Here is a 14,480-nt window from a genome sequence, read left to right as displayed (position 1 = left end):
CCACTCCCGGGCACCCGCCCGCACACTCTCCCACCCCATGACCAGCACAACGCACCAGCCGCCGCCCCGTCACGCAAAAGACCGTTGCAGTACTAGGGCCTGTGTGAGGTCGTGATCAATCTCGGGTTTTGGTCCCTTGCGGGGGCAGGACCTGGTAGGACGCTGGGTGTGACACGTAGGCAACTCAGCGACGAGCAATGGGAGTTCATCGAGCCGTATCTGCCGATAGGCGAGTACGGTCCATACCCCGAACGGCTGCGGGAGCAGTTCGAAGGGGTGATCTGGCGGTTCCGGTCCAGCGCCCAGTGGCGCGAGATGCCCTCCGAGTTCGGACCGTGGCCGACGGTCTACGGCCGCTTTCGTGTCTGGCGGGACGCCGGGGTCTTCTCTGCTCTTCTGGAAGGCATGATCGCGGAGGCCGCCCGCCGGGGACAGACGGACTTATCCCTGGTCAGCGTGGACTCCACCACTGCCCGCGCCCACCACGACGCCGCCGGGATGTGCATCGGCAAGGAGGTTATGGACGCCCTTGAAGAAGCTGCCGCCGAGCAGGAGCGGGCCCGGCAAAAGGGGGCGGCCCGCCAGAACAGAACGGACAGGACGGCAGGGACGGCCCCGAGCGGGAAGAGCGGCGGCGTATCAGGCGACGGCGCAAGCTCCGCTTGAACCAAGCCCTGCTCGGGAGATCCCGTGGTGGGCTGACGAGCAAGGTTCATCTCGCCGCGGACCGCAAGTGCCGTCCGTTGTCGCTCGTCCTGACCGCAGGACAGGCCGCCGACAGCCCGCAGTTCGTCCCCGTGTTGCAGAAGGTGCGGGTCCGTCTGCCTCTCGGCCGTCCTCGAACCCGGCCCGACGCTGTCGCCGCGGACAAGGCCTACTCGTCCCGCGCTAACCGCTCTTACCTGCGGAAACGCGGCATCAAGGCAGTCATCCCGGAGAAGAAGGACCAGTCCGCCAACCGGAAGAAGAAGGGCCGCCGGGGCGGCCGCCCCACACGCCACGACGGCGATCTTTACAAGGAGCGGAACACTGTCGAGCGGCTCATCAACAAGTTGAAGGCATGGCGCGGTATCGCGACTCGATACGACAAGACGCCCGAGAGCTACCTCGCCGGCCTCCACCTCCGTGCCTCGATGATCTGGATCGACGACCTCCTGAAGGCAACTGGCTGATCACAACATCACACAGGCCCTAACGGAACATGACGCGACAGCGCCCCTGTCCCAGCGATCTGTCGGACGCCCGCCGGGAACTACTGGAACCCACTTGTCAGCCTGGCGGGCCGAGCGAAGGGGCAACGGCCCTGCGCCGCCTGTTCCGCCAAGCCGAAGGCCGGAGCACCGAACCCAGCGCATGCGTGCTCGATGCCCAGAGCGTCAAAACGTCCGCCAACATGCCCGCGGCACACGATCCCGAGCACGAGGCGTCAGCCTGCCACTGCGAGAGCGCGTATCGGTGGGATGACCGATGTGCGGGGGATGGGGGCGTGGCCATACTCCTCGGGAGATCGTTCGTGGGTGGCCGTGGTGCGCCCGGGTTTTCGAAAGGACCTTCTGTGGACACGTATGCGGATCTGGTGTTTCTCGGCGGGCGGGTGGTCACGGTCGATGCGGAGTTCTCCGTCGCCTCCGCCGTGGCGGTGACCGGTGGGGTGATCAGTGCCGTCGGCGGGCGGGACGATGTCGCGCCGCTCGTCGGACCCGGCACCCGCGTCGTCGACCTGCGGGGGGCGACGCTGCTTCCCGGTATCAACGATTCGCATCTGCACGGATGTGCCTTCGGCATGGCGACGCCGCCGCTCTCCCTCGACCTCGGCCATCCCGCCGTCTCCTCCCTCGCGGACGTGGCCGAGGCGGTACGGGAGGCCGTCGGGCGGGTTCCGGGCGGGCATTGGATCACGGGGCACGGCTGGGACACCGGTTACCTCGACGAGTGCGTCTCCGATCCGTCGCGGCTTCCCTCGCGGCGCGACCTCGACTCCGTGAGCCCGGACCACCCCGTCGTTCTCTACTCCTTCTCCGGGCACGCCACCTGGGTCAACTCCAAGGCACTTGAGCTCATCGGGATCGGCCGGCACACCCTCGCGCCGCCCGGCGGGGCCATCGTCGTGGACGAAGCCGGGGAGCCGACCGGGCTGCTCCACGAGGGGGCCCAGGCCCTCGTCCAGAACGCGTTGCCGCCGCTCAGCCGGCAGGAGCGGACCGACGCGATCAGGTCGACCCTCGCCACGCTCGCCCGGCTCGGCGTGACCAGCTACACCGAGCCGGGGCTCGGCCCCGGCGGCGACGGGATCATGCGGGGCGCGCTCGGCGCGGAGACCCTCGACGTGTACCGCCGGCTGCTGGCCGACGGCGAACTGACCGCCCGCGTCGGCGTCCTGCTCCTGCCCACCGGAATGGCGAGCACCACCGAGGAGTTCACCCGCACCCTCACCGCCCTCGGCGAGTCCGGCGTCGCCGATCCGCGCCGCCTCGCGATCCACGGGGTCAAGATCTTCGCCGACGGCATCGTCCCCAACAAGACGGCCTGGATGCACGAGCCGTACGTCGGCGGCGGCTGCGGCTCCCTGTGCGTCGGCGGCGAGACCGACGACGAGCGGACCGCCGAGATCGACGCCATGATCCGGTATGCCCACGCCGCCGGGCACCAGCTGGGCGTCCACGTCACCGGCGACCGGGCCATCGACACCGTCGTGGACGCCTTCGCCGCGGCCATGGCCGAGCACCCGCGGCGCGACGCCCGCCACTACGTCATCCACGGCGACTTCCTCACCGCGCACAGCATGAAGGTGCTGGCCGCGCATGGCTTCGGCGTCAACATGAACCCCACCATCAAGTGGACGGTCGCCGACATGGAGGAGGAGTTCGTCGGCGCCGAGCGGGCCGCGTACGCATGGCCGTACCGCGATGCCATCGACGCCGGCCTGCGGGTCGCGAGCGGGTCCGACGCCCCCGTCACGTACCCGGACTGGCGCCAGGGCGTCGCCACCATGGTGCTGCGCGAGTCGAAGGCCGCCGGCCGGGTCAGCGGCCCCGAGCAGTGCATCGGCCTGGCCGAGGCGATCCGTACGTACACGATCGACGCCGCCTGGCAGGACTTCGCCGACGACTGGAAGGGCTCCCTGGAGCCGGGCAAGGTCGCAGACCTCTGCGTGCTCGACGGGGACCTGCTCACCGCCGACCCCCACGACATCCCGGAGATGCCCGTCGTCCTCACCGTCGTGGACGGGCACGTCGTCCACGACGCCCTTCGCGATTGACGTATTCCGGGCACGTGATCATCCTTGGGTGATGGCAGCGGAGCCGAGCAGGGCGGACATCCTGGACGCGGCGGTCCACGTCCGGGAGGCCGCCAGAAGCGCCATGAGCGGCGCGACCGGCGTCGACACGGTCCTGGCGGCACTGTCGGAGGTGATGGAGTACGACCACGCCTCGCTGGCCCGGTGGGATCCGCTGCGCCGGCGCCACACCACGCTGGCCGGGAGCTACCCGGACGACGCCACGGCGTACATCGAGACCCGTCTCCACCACGACCCGGTGTTCCCCGTACTCCACTGCCCGGCCCGGGGCGGTCTCTGGCTCAGGGACGTCCCTGGGCAGCTCCTGGCGGCATCACCGGGCTTTCAGGAGGTGCTGGGTCCCCTCGGCATCGAGGACGGCGTGGCCCAATGCCTGTTCGCCTCCGACGGCCGGTACGTCGGCATGCTGAACGTCAGCACCCGCCGGCCGCGGCGCACGCCCGATCCGGCGCGCGCCGTGGTCACGTTGCTCACCGAGGCCCTCGCCGCGGCCGTCGCCACCCACGCAGGCCCGCCGTCCGAGGAGATCGCCGCAACCGACCCCGCCGCGGACGCGCGGCGGCCTGGCGGACTCTCGCCACGGGAGCTCCAGGTGCTGGCCGAACTGACCGCCGGCCGCACCAACCGGGAAATCGCCGAGCGGCTGTACATCACGCCGCGTACCGTAGGAACCCACATCGAGCACATCCTCGCCAAGCTCGACCTCCCCAACCGCGCCGCCGCCGCCGCCCGAGCCGCCGCCTGGGGAATCGAACCCTCCCGCTGATGGGCATCCCGCCACCGGAATATGTTGTCTCGTCACTCGTCCGACTGCCTGTCCTCGTTGTTTGGTGGACAGATGGGCAACGGATCACGAACTACAGGTGCTCTGACGGTCCGGCGGGGCATCGCTGGCCTCCCAGAACGACCCTTGATGCCGGCCTCGATACGGGGTCGAACACCGGGTCGAGTCCTTCCTTCAGCTGGCGTTCGTGGTCCTGCAGGGCGCGAGGCGCTATCGGCAGGGGCAGGGCGATGGCGACCATGTTGAACCACGCGATGAGCCAGCCGGACCTGCGCATCCTCATGCTCACCATGTACGACAACGAGCAGTACTTCTTCGAAGCACTCGCTGCGGGCGCCTCCGGCTACGTCCTCAAGTCCGTCGCCGACCGCGACCTGGTCGAAGCCTGCCGCGCCGCCATGCGCGGCGTACCCTTCCTCTACCCCGGCACCGTCAACACCCTCATCCGCAGCTGCCTCGACCGCCTCCGCGACTGGCGCGGACCTCCCCGCCAAGCCCATCACGGACCGCGAGGAGGAGATCCTCAAACTCGTCGCCGAAGGCCACACGTCCAAGCAGATCGCCGACCTCCTCTACATCAGTGTCAAGACCGTCGAACGCCATCGCGCCAACCTGCTCCAGAAACTCGGCCTCCGCGACCGCCTCGAACCCACCCGCTACGCCATCCGCGCGGGCCTCATCGAACCCTGACCACCCGCGCACCACGGGCAGTGCCGTACCGGCCTGCGGCTACCACGTGCCCCGCTCGCGCCTTGGCCGTCGTCCCGGCCGGCACGAAGATCGCCACCGGCTACTGGGCCGCCAAACGGGCAGGCATAACCGGTCGTGAGGTCAGCGGCTGTCCATGGAGGCGTCGGGCCACGGTACGCGCGCGGGGCGAGGTGCCGGGTTCCTTGGTCACGACTGGCGGAGGAAATGATCCATCAGCCGGGCCGCCCTGATCGCACCGACTGTCCGTGTCCGCTTCCCGTCCGACTCGACAACGGCCACCAACGGGGTATGCGTCCGGACCATCAGTTCAGCGATCTCGATGGCGCTGGCGGACACACCGACAACCGTGGGCAGCTCGCGCTGCCCCTGACCGCTCAACCACTCTGCGACCGTCAGTTCTTCCAGTACATGCGACAGCCGCTCGCCGTTGCCGGCCCGAAGCGAACGCGCCAACGAAGGCTCACGCAGGACGTACTCCGGCACGATCACCCGCAGCAGTTGCGAGCCGGGCACGATCGCATACGGCCGCTCGTCCCGGTCCACCACCAGCAGCGCCGGGAGCTGGTGCTCGGCGAACAGGCGGGCCGCCTCCATGGCGTCGTCGTCCGTGCCGACCACCGGGTAAGGCTCGGCCAAGTCACTCGCACGCATCTGCTTCCCCTCGCTTTCCCGGGCCTCCTGTGCCGACCAACGTCGTCCGGGGAACTCGGAGCGAGCCCGCCACGGGCCCCGGGGACGTCACACGACGCCGACCCCGCTGACCGCCGTCACTGTGGGAATGCCCCGTCCCTGGCTCGCCGACGCGCAGCGGGTGGCTTCGCCGCCTGTGTCCAAGGCAAGGAAGACAGCGGCGTGTGTCCGCTGTTCAGGCCGGCGGTGTGCCGCTGTTCCCGCCCTGGTTGCCGCGCCCGAGCAACTGGTCGAGAACTTCGGCCGCGGCCATGGCGGCAAGGGGGTATGGCCTCAGAATGAGGTCGGCGCCGGCGGCGGCCAGCTGCTCGGCGTCGCGCTCGGAATGGGCGGTGAGGGCGACCTTGCCCCGGTAGTCGTGGTGGCGCAGTCCGTGGAGCAGGGCCTTGCTCGTCTCCGGCAGGGGGATGGTGCTGATCACGCAGCGGGCGTGGGAGAGGGGCAGGTTCTCCAGCAGGTGCATGTCCTCGGCACTGCCGAACATGGCAGCCACGCCCTCTCGCTCGCTGCGGGCCACGTGGTGCGGATCGAAGTCGACGGCCAGGACGCGGTGACCGGTCTTGCCGAGCTGGTCGGCGATGGCGCCGCCGAAGCGGCCCAGGCCGTAGAGGATCACGTCGGCTTCCTTCTCGTGCCCGTGGAGGTCCCGCTTTCTGCCGTCGGTGCGTTCGAGCACCGATAGCCAGCGTTCGAGGCGGGCGTAGATCTGGTGGGAGTAAAGGATGAGGTAGGTGGAGCCGCCGATGGTGATCAGGCCGACGACGGTGATCAGGCTGACGGTGGCGCCGGTGATGTGGCCGAGGCTCAGGCCGAGGGCGGCGAGGATGAGGGAGAATTCGGAGATCTGCGCCACCGTGAGCCCGGCCAGGAACCCCACTCGTACCGGGTAGCGCATGGCTGCCATGATCAGCACGACGATGAGCGGGTTGCCGACGAGCACGAAGACGGAGAAGATCGCCGCGTCGGTGAGCTGCCGGGAGGCGTCGGAGAACTCCAGCCGCCCGCCCAGTTCGAGGAAGAAGAACAGCAGCAGGAAGTCCCGCAGGCTGACGAGCCGGGCGCCCAACGCGTCCCGGTACGGCGTGCTGGCGAGCGAGACCCCCGCCAGGAACGCCCCGACCTCGCTACTGAAGCCCATCCAGTCACTCAGGGTCGCCACCGACACCGCATAGGCCACGCCGAAGAGGAGCAGCAGTTCCTGCGAACGGGCCACCTGGTGCAGCACCTTCGGCAGCACGTACCGCATGAGCAGGCCCACCCCGGCCAGCAGCCCCAGGCCCTTGGCGAAGACCAGGGCGACATCCACGGCCACGTTGTCACCGGCTGACCGCCCGAAGGCGGTCAGCACGATCATCACCAGGACCACCACGATGTCCTGGACGATGAGGAAGCCGACCGCGATCCGCCCGTGCAACTGCTCCAGCTCCCGCTTGTCCGACAGCAGCTTCACGATGATGATCGTGGACGAGAAGGTCAGCGCCACCGCCACATACAGCGCCGTGACCGTGTCCATGCCCAGGCCGGTGGCGATCAGGTAGCCGATGACCGAGGTGAAGAGAACCTGACCGAGACCGGTCGCCAGGGCGATGGGTCCGGTGGTACGGATCAGATGCAGGTCCAGCCGGAGGCCGACGAGGAACAGCAGGATCGCGATGCCCATCCGCGCCAGCAGCTCGATCGTGCCGTCCGCCTCCACCCAGCCGAAGCCGGTCGGGCCGACCAGGATGCCCACGCCGATGAACGCGACGATCAGCGGCTGCCGCAGGCGTACGGCCAACAGCCCGACGAACGCGGAGATCGCCAGGATGACGGCAGTGAGAGCGAACCCGTGCAACCCCATCACCCCCGTCCGACCACAGTCCGCGGCCGGCCGTGGTCCCCGGCGGCGAAGCGGGACGGCCGTCCGGTCATCTCCTCGCCTCCCGAACGATCAGGACATCGCACCGGGCACGCCGCATCACGTGCTGGGCAATGCTGCCCAGCACGGCGTGCTCCAACTTCGACCGTGCTCCCGTCCCGATCACCATCAGGTCCGCCCCGTGCAGCTCACCCAGTTCCGGGACAGTGATCGCGGGACTCCCCGTGGTGACGAGCAGATGAGGCGGGACCCGGGATGCCAGGGAGCCCACCAGGCGCTCGACCTGGGGCTGTACCTCCTGGAGGCACACATGCCGCAGCTGTGACAGCTCCTCCTCGCTCACCCCGTGCATCCGCAGCACGTGTTGGTTCGGCACGGCACCGACGTGCACCGCGTAGTGCTCCGCACCCGGAGTGAGCGCGATACCGCACCGCGCCGCCTCCCGCGAGGAGTCGGTCACGTCGACCGCAAGAAGAACCGTGCGGTAATCGCCGCCGGGCGGCCCTCGCACCACCAGCACAGGGGCCCTGCTGGAGCGGATCAGGTTCTCCGGAGTCGTGCCCAGCAGCGCGTCGGCCAGCCGGTCCTCGCCATGCGCACCGACGACGAGCAGATCGGCCGCACAGTGCTCCACCTCCAGCGCGACCGTCGGACTCACCCTGCCGACACGCACCACCACTTCCACGCCCGACCCACCCGCATACTGGCGCACATGGCCTGCCAGCCGCCGCTCACGCACCTGGTCAAGCACATCGGCATCCAGTCGGGGAGACAGCACGCACAGCGCGGTGACCCGCGCCTCATGCAACCGGGCGAGTTGCACCGCGCGCCCCACGGCGCGGCTCCCACCACGGGACAGGTCTGTGGCCGCCGGCAGCCGACGGAACCGCGCCGTGCCCATGGCGACCACCCTCCAGCCACACAGGCCGCCGCCACGGCACGTGCGAGCGGGGCACTCCCCGGCTCACCGGAACGCCGGACCGGCAGCCACGCGAAACGCCTCCTTGTACACCACGGTTCCGCAGCCCCGCCCACTCCGCCAGCCGCGGGCAACCCCGTACCACTGCCTTGGATCTCCGCCGCCAGCAGTTTGGGGGTGCAGGGCCCCTCGGGAAGACGCCCCAGTCTGGCGTTTTTCCTGTTCAGAGCACATATCACTCTCGCGAGCGCCGCTGTTCCAGGCTCAGAGCGCGGGCAGCAGTGGCTCACCGAGGAGGTCAGCCGGTGGATCACCGTGGATCTGTGGAACCCGATCACAAACCACCCGTGGTGGACCACTGCCCCTGATCGGGGCACTGGCGGGGCTTCTCCTGGTCGGCAAGCTCCTGTCGTTCTTCGGCGCCCCCACCTACATCGGTCTTCCCGGCGCGACGGGAGGCTCGGCCATCCACCTGGGGCGGCACTGTGTCCGTCCTCACAAGGCCGGGCAGAGATGGCAACTCGATGCGCTACCGCAACGCGACACGTCATACGCGGGCGGCTGCCTTGTAAAGCGACACGACCCGCGGGGGACACGGTCTCTGCGGGAGCAAAACGCACGCAGGCTGACACCACCGGCTTTGTGGTCCTGCACCGCTGGGCGGAGATCCTGGAACGGCACTTCCCGCCGGAGCTCCCCGACCCTGACCGCACCACCGAGTAGCCGCTCTGCGCCCGAACCCCAGGCCCTGCGCATCGCCCCCGCCTACCGGCCCACCCTCGTCGACCCCTACCGCGACCACCTGCGGCGGCGCCGTGCTGAGGAACCGGCCGTCCCGGTCACCCACCTCCTCGAAGAGATCCGGGAGTTGGGCTACACGGGCAGCGCCAAGCTGCTGGTCCGCTACCTGAACCAGGGCCGAGCCGAAGGCGACCGCCCCGTCACCACTCCGCGCCACGCCAGCCGCCTCCTGCTCACCGACCCCGAAAACCTGCCTCCGAAGGAAACGATCCTGTCCTCGTCTCACTCGAAACGGAGTGACAAGTCGCGGCTTTCCGCACCCCATGTGAGGCTGAGTTCTGATCGGCGATCACCAGCCCGGCGTCTGCCGAGCGGGATGCTCGAAAGGAGTTGCGCCCTCATGATTCCCGTCACCGCGTCAGACGTGCGTATCGAGGCGTCTCTCGATCCGGGGCTGTCCCGATGGATGTGGCTGGTGAAATGGTTGTTCGCCATTCCGCACTACATCGTGCTGTTTTTCCTGTGGATCGGCTTCGTGCTGGTCACCGTCGTCGCGTTCTTCGCCATCCTGATCACCGGCCGGTATCCGCGGCCCCTCTTCGACTTCAATGTCGGCGTACTGCGCTGGAACTGGCGTGTCAGCTATTACGCCCATACTGCACTCGGCACCGACCGTTACCCGCCGTTCACGCTCGCCGATGTGCCCGATTACCCGGCGCACTTCGACATCGCCTATCCCGAGCGCCTCTCCCGCGGTCTGGTCCTGGTGAAGTGGTGGCTGCTGGCGATTCCGCAGTATGTCGTTGTCGGGATTCTCGCCGGAGGCTGGGGCAATGACGAAGGCTGGCGCTACAGCGGGCTTATTCCCTTTCTGTCGCTGGTCGCCGTGATCATCTTGGCGGTCAAGGCCCGTTATCCGGTGCACCTCTTCGACCTCCTGCTCGGTCTGGCTCGTTGGGTTGCCCGGGTCACCGCCTATGCCGCATTGCTGACCGACCAGTACCCGCCCTTCCGGCTCGACATGGGCGGGCGGGAGACGGCACCGGCGACGACGGCCTGACTGACCACCCGACCGCTGGACGGGCCAAGAGCAGGGGGACGCTCAGGCCGGAGCATGGCCGGCCTGAGCATGCAGCCTGTCCGGCGTACCGGGTGCGGACGGGTGTGCAGTGGCGGGACCTGCCGGAGCGGTTCGGGCCGTGGGAGACGGTCTATAAGCGGGCATCGTCGCTGGTCAGCTGATGGAATGTGGAAGATGCTGCTGTCTCGTCTCTAGGCCGCGGAGGGTGTCCGCAGCCAGGTGGCCAATTGCTCGGCGTCGCGGTCGGCCCACAGCTCGATCGGCAGCCGGGTGTCGGCATCCACCAACAGGGTGCCGTAGACGTCCGAGTACAGCGCGAAGTCGTCCACGCCCAATACTCGCGGGGTCGCTGGTGACGGAGGGGGCAAGCGCATCAAGTGGAACAGCACGCCGGTCCGCGACAGCGGTACCTGCAGGATCTGCAGGAGCCGGGGGCCGCCACGGCCGGCGAGGAGTACTCCGGCCATTTCCACCAGGTGCTGCAGCAGCGGGCTGCGGCGCTGGTAGCGCGCCGTCAGCCCCTCAACCTGCTCGGCGAACGTCCGCCGACCGCAGCTCGGGCCGTCACAGAACAACCGTCGCACCGACAGCTCGATCACCACCGGTCGGCCACCCGCAGCGACATCGGCCAGCGCGCGGCCGTAGCGGCTGTGCACCCGCGCGGAACCGCGACCGCAGTCCGCGACACGCCACCATCAGCTCGCGGGTGCGGGCCGCGATGCGGACTACGCCTCCCGCCACCCGTACTCGTTCCACCCGCACCGCATCAAGGTGCGGAGACATGATCCGTATGGCGGTCGGCGGTCGAGGAGAGAGTGTGATTCCCGGCCCGGCGACAGGTTGCTGAGGCGCTACTCGTCGACCGGGCCGACCGGGCCGACCGGCAGGTGCGGGGCGGTGCCGGCGTGTTCTTCCGGCGCGGCCCGCATTGCCTCGTTGATCAATTCCAGTCGGGTCAGGTGGCGCATCTCGGTGAGCGGCAGTTCTGCTTTCTGTGCGCGCGGTGGCCTGTCTCGGATCTCGGTTGCATCCGGCTTCGGCGCGCGTGGTGGCGGATGCGGATGTCCACCGGTGTGCTCGCGCGTGTGGGCGAACGAGTGCTGCCTGCTGGGGTCGAGGAGTCAGGATGAGTGGGGCCGGGGCGTGGATCTACGTTTTTCTGTGTCATCTGGGTCGTTCGTGTGGAGCGGTGTTCTGCGGCGCCGTCGGTGAGTAGGGGGTTGTCGATTCCGTCCCTGTTGGTCCCGGGGGCGAAGCGCATGTCGTGATGCACTGCCGCCGATGCTCCCGGCGGCGCTGTCGGCGGCGTGGTGGCGAGGTGCCCGGCGGTGCGTCCTCGGCGCCGCCGGGTGGGGTGGGCTCATTCCGCGAGCAGCTCGGTCCGTGGCGCCTGGTGAACCGCCGGATTCGCGGCCGGTCGTTCCGTGCTTCGCCGTCCTTCGCGGGGCGCCGTCGGTGAGGGCCGTTCCGTGATCTGGCGAGTGCCGTGTGCGGCAGCCTCTTGGCGGCGGGTGAGTTGCGGGAGGCCTCCGTGGATGCCGTGTCGACTCCTTGACAAGGGGTGGAGGCAACCTCAGACTGGCGTTGCACTTGACGCAATCAGTTTCGTAATACGCACCGAGGTGGTCATGATGATTCCTGCGTGCCGTGTCGCCGATCTGCCGCGAGGCGAGGCGTTCCGGATCGAGTCCGACCCGCCCGTCGCCGTGTTCCGCACCGAGGACGGCGAGTTCTACGCGATTGACGACACGTGCACCCATCAGGACGCCTCGCTCTCCGACGGCTGGCTGGAGGGGTGCGAGGTCGAGTGCCCCCTGCACGCTTCGAAGTTCGACGTGCGCACCGGAAGGGTGGACGCCCCGCCGGCCCGGCTCCCCGTGCGCACCCACCAGGTCCTGGTCGAGGACGGCATGGTCTACGTCAAGCTCTCCGACGCCCCGCCGAACCTCCCGCCCTCCTGTGTCGCCGCACGGCTCGGAGCGGTCCCGGTCGCCGGAGGCGCTGCGTGAAGAGCGTGGCTGTCGTCGGTGCCTCGCTGGCCGGGCTGTCGGCCGCCCGGGCGCTGCGCGCGCAGGGTTTTGACGGACGGCTCGTCATCGTCGGCGACGAGACTCACCGCCCCTACGACCGGCCGCCGTTGTCCAAGGAGTTCCTCGCCGGTCAGGTGGGGGAGTCCGACCTCGTGCTCGAGGGGGACGGCGAGGAGCTGGATGCGCAGTGGCTGCTCGGCACCCGCGCCGTGGGGCTCGACCGCGCCGGGCGCGTGATACGGCTCGCGGACGGCCGTACAGTCCGTGCCGACGGGGTCGTCGTGGCGACCGGAGCGGCCGCCCGCACCCTCCCCGGCGGCCACGGTCTGGAAGGCGTCCACGTGCTGCGCACGCTCGACGACGCCCGCGCGCTGCGCGAGGACCTGGCGCGCGGTGGCCGGCTCGTGGTCATCGGCGGCGGATTCATCGGCGCCGAGGTCGCCTCGACCGCCCGCGCGCTCGGGCTCGAGGTCACTGTGGTCGAGGCCGCGCCGACCGCGCTCGCCGGTCCGCTCGGAACGGCGATGGGCACGCTGGTCTCCGCCCTCCACGCCGACCACGGCGTGCGGCTCGTGTGCGGAGTCGGCGTACGGGGGCTCAGCGGTGACGGCCCGGGCGGCGGGGGAATCCCTGCTGCGCAGGGCACCCGCAACAGTGGCCGGGGCAGGGTGGAGGCGGTGCTGCTGGAGGACGGCCGCAGCCTTGCGGCCGACACCGTCGTCGTCGGGGTGGGTGCCCGTCCCTGCGTCGAGTGGCTCGAGGGCTCCGGCGTGGCGCTGGCGGGCGGCGTGCGGTGTGATGCCGCCGGCGCCACGAACGTCCCCGGCGTCGTCGCGGTCGGCGACTGCGCGGCCTGGTACGACCCCGCGGTCGGGGCGCACCGCCGCGTCGAGCACTGGACCGGTGCGCGCGAGCGGCCGGCGGCGGCCGTTGCCGCTCTGCTCTCCGGCGGCGCGGCCGCACCCGAGCCGCTGCGTCCGCCGTACTTCTGGTCCGACCAGTACGGCGTGCGTATCCAGTTCGCCGGATACGCGGCCGGAGCCGACAGCGTGACCGTCGAGGAGGGTGCGGCGGACGAGGGCAGCTTCCTCGCCGTCTACCGGCGGGCAGAGCGCCCGGTCGCCGTGCTCGGCGTGAACCGGGCCCGCCCGTTCATGCGCTGGCGCCGTCAGCTGGCCACCGAGGCGGCGCACAGGGACGGATCCCCGTGACCGCCACGGCGCGCCCCGCCGCCCCACGCCCGGGAAGGCCGGAACGGCACCCCTACGGGCTCCCGCGGCCCGGCCGGACACTGGTCATGGGCGTCGTCAACGTCACGCCGGACTCCTTCTCCGACGGCGGGCTGTCGTTCGCTCCGCAAGCGGCGGTCGCGCATGGACTCGCCCTGTTCGAGCAGGGAGCGGACATCGTGGACGTGGGAGGTGAGTCGACCCGCCCCGGCGCGGCCCGCCCGCCGGTCGAGGAGGAGTTGCGGCGCGTCGTGCCTGTTGTGCGGGAACTCGCCGCGGCGGGCGGGACCGTGAGCATCGACACCATGCGGGCCGAGGTCGCCGCCCGCGCTCTCGATGCCGGTGCACGGCTGGTCAACGACGTCTCGGGCGGCCTTGCCGACCCGGCGATGCTGCCGCTGATGGCCCGGGCCGGCACGCCGTACGTGGTGATGCACTGGCGCGGCCACGCAGCCGGCATGCAGGCGAACGCCGCATACGACGACGTCGTCACCGACGTGGTCGACGAGGTGCGCCTGAGGGTCGAGGCAGCGCTGCAGGCGGGGATCGGGCCCAGGTGCCTGATAGTCGACCCCGGGCTGGGTTTCGCCAAGACGCCCGAGCACAACTGGGAGCTGCTGGGCCGTCTGGGGGAGGTCGGCTCGCTGGGCTGTCCCCTTCTCGTGGGCGCGTCACGCAAGTCGTTCCTGGGGCGCTTGCTGGCGGACCCGGCGACGGGCCGCGTGCGCCCGGCGCGGTTGCGGGATGCCGCGACCACCGCCGTTTCCGTACTCGCCGCCGCGCAGGGCGTCTGGTGCCTGCGCGTGCACGATGTGGCCTCGACGCTCGACGCGGTGCGGGTGACCGCCCGCTGGGGCATCGGGGCGGCGGCCCCGGCGCAGGCGTCCCTGCGCTGAGGACCCGGTGTCCGACCGGCATCGCAGGCTCCGCCCGCCTCCGGTCGACGTCTTGACACCGCTGGCTTCACACCAGATTCTTTGTTTCGTAATACGCCACCCGTCTCTTATTAGGAAACGCGCCGTCGTGAACCGTCTCTGACGGCCCACCCCCGCCGTGTGCGCGTGTGACATCTTCCGAGGTGAGAATGATGAGCAGCACCAGTCTGTCCCCGAGCTTGATCGCCACGTTGTCCGGGGAGT

10 protein-coding genes and 4 pseudogenes are annotated in these 14,480 nt (G+C 69.9%); 10 read left to right on the top strand and 4 right to left on the bottom strand.

Annotation, left to right across the window (positions count from 1 at the left end):
• The first annotated feature begins 168 nt into the window (after positions 1-168).
• The 4 genes and pseudogenes from ACWD01_RS35890 to ACWD01_RS35875 all read left to right on the top strand — a co-directional run.
• A pseudogene (locus ACWD01_RS35890) lies at positions 169-1,172 on the top strand (IS5 family transposase).
• 383 nt (positions 1,173-1,555) lie between these two features.
• Positions 1,556-3,259, top strand: a complete 1,704-nt coding sequence (locus ACWD01_RS35885) for an amidohydrolase (RefSeq protein ID WP_451167993.1) — start codon at positions 1,556-1,558, stop codon at positions 3,257-3,259.
• 31 nt (positions 3,260-3,290) lie between these two features.
• The gene (locus tag ACWD01_RS35880) at positions 3,291-4,064 is read left to right on the top strand and encodes a LuxR C-terminal-related transcriptional regulator (protein ID WP_451167992.1); all 774 of its coding nucleotides are present in this window, start codon (positions 3,291-3,293) and stop codon (positions 4,062-4,064) included.
• A 278-nt stretch (positions 4,065-4,342) separates the two neighbouring features.
• A pseudogene (locus tag ACWD01_RS35875) lies at positions 4,343-4,772 on the top strand (LuxR C-terminal-related transcriptional regulator); the annotation flags it as partial.
• Between the two features lie 207 nt (positions 4,773-4,979).
• On the opposite strand, the gene ACWD01_RS35870 reads toward ACWD01_RS35875, so the two are convergent.
• From ACWD01_RS35870 to ACWD01_RS35860, 3 genes are all read right to left on the bottom strand, one after another.
• The gene (locus tag ACWD01_RS35870) at positions 4,980-5,444 is read right to left on the bottom strand and encodes a CBS domain-containing protein (protein WP_451167990.1); all 465 of its coding nucleotides are present in this window, start codon (positions 5,442-5,444) and stop codon (positions 4,980-4,982) included.
• 214 nt (positions 5,445-5,658) lie between these two features.
• On the bottom strand, positions 5,659-7,317 hold the full coding sequence (locus ACWD01_RS35865; RefSeq protein WP_451167989.1) for a cation:proton antiporter: 1,659 nt from the start codon (positions 7,315-7,317) through the stop codon (positions 5,659-5,661).
• 73 nt (positions 7,318-7,390) lie between these two features.
• Complete coding sequence (locus ACWD01_RS35860; RefSeq protein WP_451167987.1) at positions 7,391-8,242, bottom strand: universal stress protein; 852 nt, start codon at positions 8,240-8,242, stop codon at positions 7,391-7,393.
• A 748-nt stretch (positions 8,243-8,990) separates the two neighbouring features.
• On the opposite strand from ACWD01_RS35860, the pseudogene ACWD01_RS35855 reads away from it, so the two are divergent.
• The 3 genes and pseudogenes from ACWD01_RS35855 to ACWD01_RS35845 all read left to right on the top strand — a co-directional run.
• A pseudogene (locus ACWD01_RS35855) lies at positions 8,991-9,275 on the top strand (ISL3 family transposase); the annotation flags it as partial.
• A 126-nt stretch (positions 9,276-9,401) separates the two neighbouring features.
• Complete coding sequence (locus ACWD01_RS35850) at positions 9,402-10,061, top strand: DUF4389 domain-containing protein (RefSeq protein ID WP_451167994.1); 660 nt, start codon at positions 9,402-9,404, stop codon at positions 10,059-10,061.
• Positions 10,062-10,144: 83 nt separating this feature from the next.
• Positions 10,145-10,247, top strand: a pseudogene (locus ACWD01_RS35845) (transposase); the annotation flags it as partial.
• 26 nt (positions 10,248-10,273) lie between these two features.
• Here ACWD01_RS35845 and ACWD01_RS35840 read toward each other — a convergent pair.
• Positions 10,274-10,738: a hypothetical protein gene (locus tag ACWD01_RS35840; RefSeq protein ID WP_451167986.1), complete on the bottom strand. Its 465-nt coding sequence runs from the start codon at positions 10,736-10,738 to the stop codon at positions 10,274-10,276.
• A 972-nt stretch (positions 10,739-11,710) separates the two neighbouring features.
• On the opposite strand from ACWD01_RS35840, the gene ACWD01_RS35835 reads away from it, so the two are divergent.
• Genes ACWD01_RS35835 through folP form a run of 3 tightly spaced genes read left to right on the top strand, consistent with a single transcriptional unit; the run spans position 11,711 to position 14,237 of the window.
• A complete protein-coding gene (locus ACWD01_RS35835; protein WP_451167984.1) occupies positions 11,711-12,091 on the top strand; it encodes a bifunctional 3-phenylpropionate/cinnamic acid dioxygenase ferredoxin subunit in 381 nt (126 codons plus the stop codon).
• On the top strand, positions 12,088-13,323 hold the full coding sequence (locus tag ACWD01_RS35830; protein WP_451167983.1) for an NAD(P)/FAD-dependent oxidoreductase: 1,236 nt from the start codon (positions 12,088-12,090) through the stop codon (positions 13,321-13,323). The genes ACWD01_RS35835 and ACWD01_RS35830 overlap by 4 nt, the downstream gene beginning before the upstream one ends.
• Positions 13,320-14,237, top strand: a complete 918-nt coding sequence (folP, locus tag ACWD01_RS35825; RefSeq protein ID WP_451167981.1) for a dihydropteroate synthase — start codon at positions 13,320-13,322, stop codon at positions 14,235-14,237. Before ACWD01_RS35830 ends, folP begins: the two co-directional genes overlap by 4 nt.
• Positions 14,238-14,480 lie beyond the last annotated feature (243 nt).

This window comes from Streptomyces sp. NPDC002835, assembly GCF_053591995.1.
This window is presented reverse-complemented; position numbering and strand designations above follow the sequence as displayed.

Coding starts and splice junctions, on each gene's coding strand:
- ACWD01_RS35870 (WP_451167990.1), bottom strand. CDS start 5,444: ATGCGTGCGAGTGACTTGGCCGAGCCTTACCCGGTGGTCGGCACGGAC.
- ACWD01_RS35850 (WP_451167994.1), top strand. CDS start 9,402: ATGATTCCCGTCACCGCGTCAGACGTGCGTATCGAGGCGTCTCTCGAT.
- ACWD01_RS35835 (WP_451167984.1), top strand. CDS start 11,711: ATGATGATTCCTGCGTGCCGTGTCGCCGATCTGCCGCGAGGCGAGGCG.
- ACWD01_RS35860 (WP_451167987.1), bottom strand. CDS start 8,242: ATGGGCACGGCGCGGTTCCGTCGGCTGCCGGCGGCCACAGACCTGTCC.
- ACWD01_RS35880 (WP_451167992.1), top strand. CDS start 3,291: ATGGCAGCGGAGCCGAGCAGGGCGGACATCCTGGACGCGGCGGTCCAC.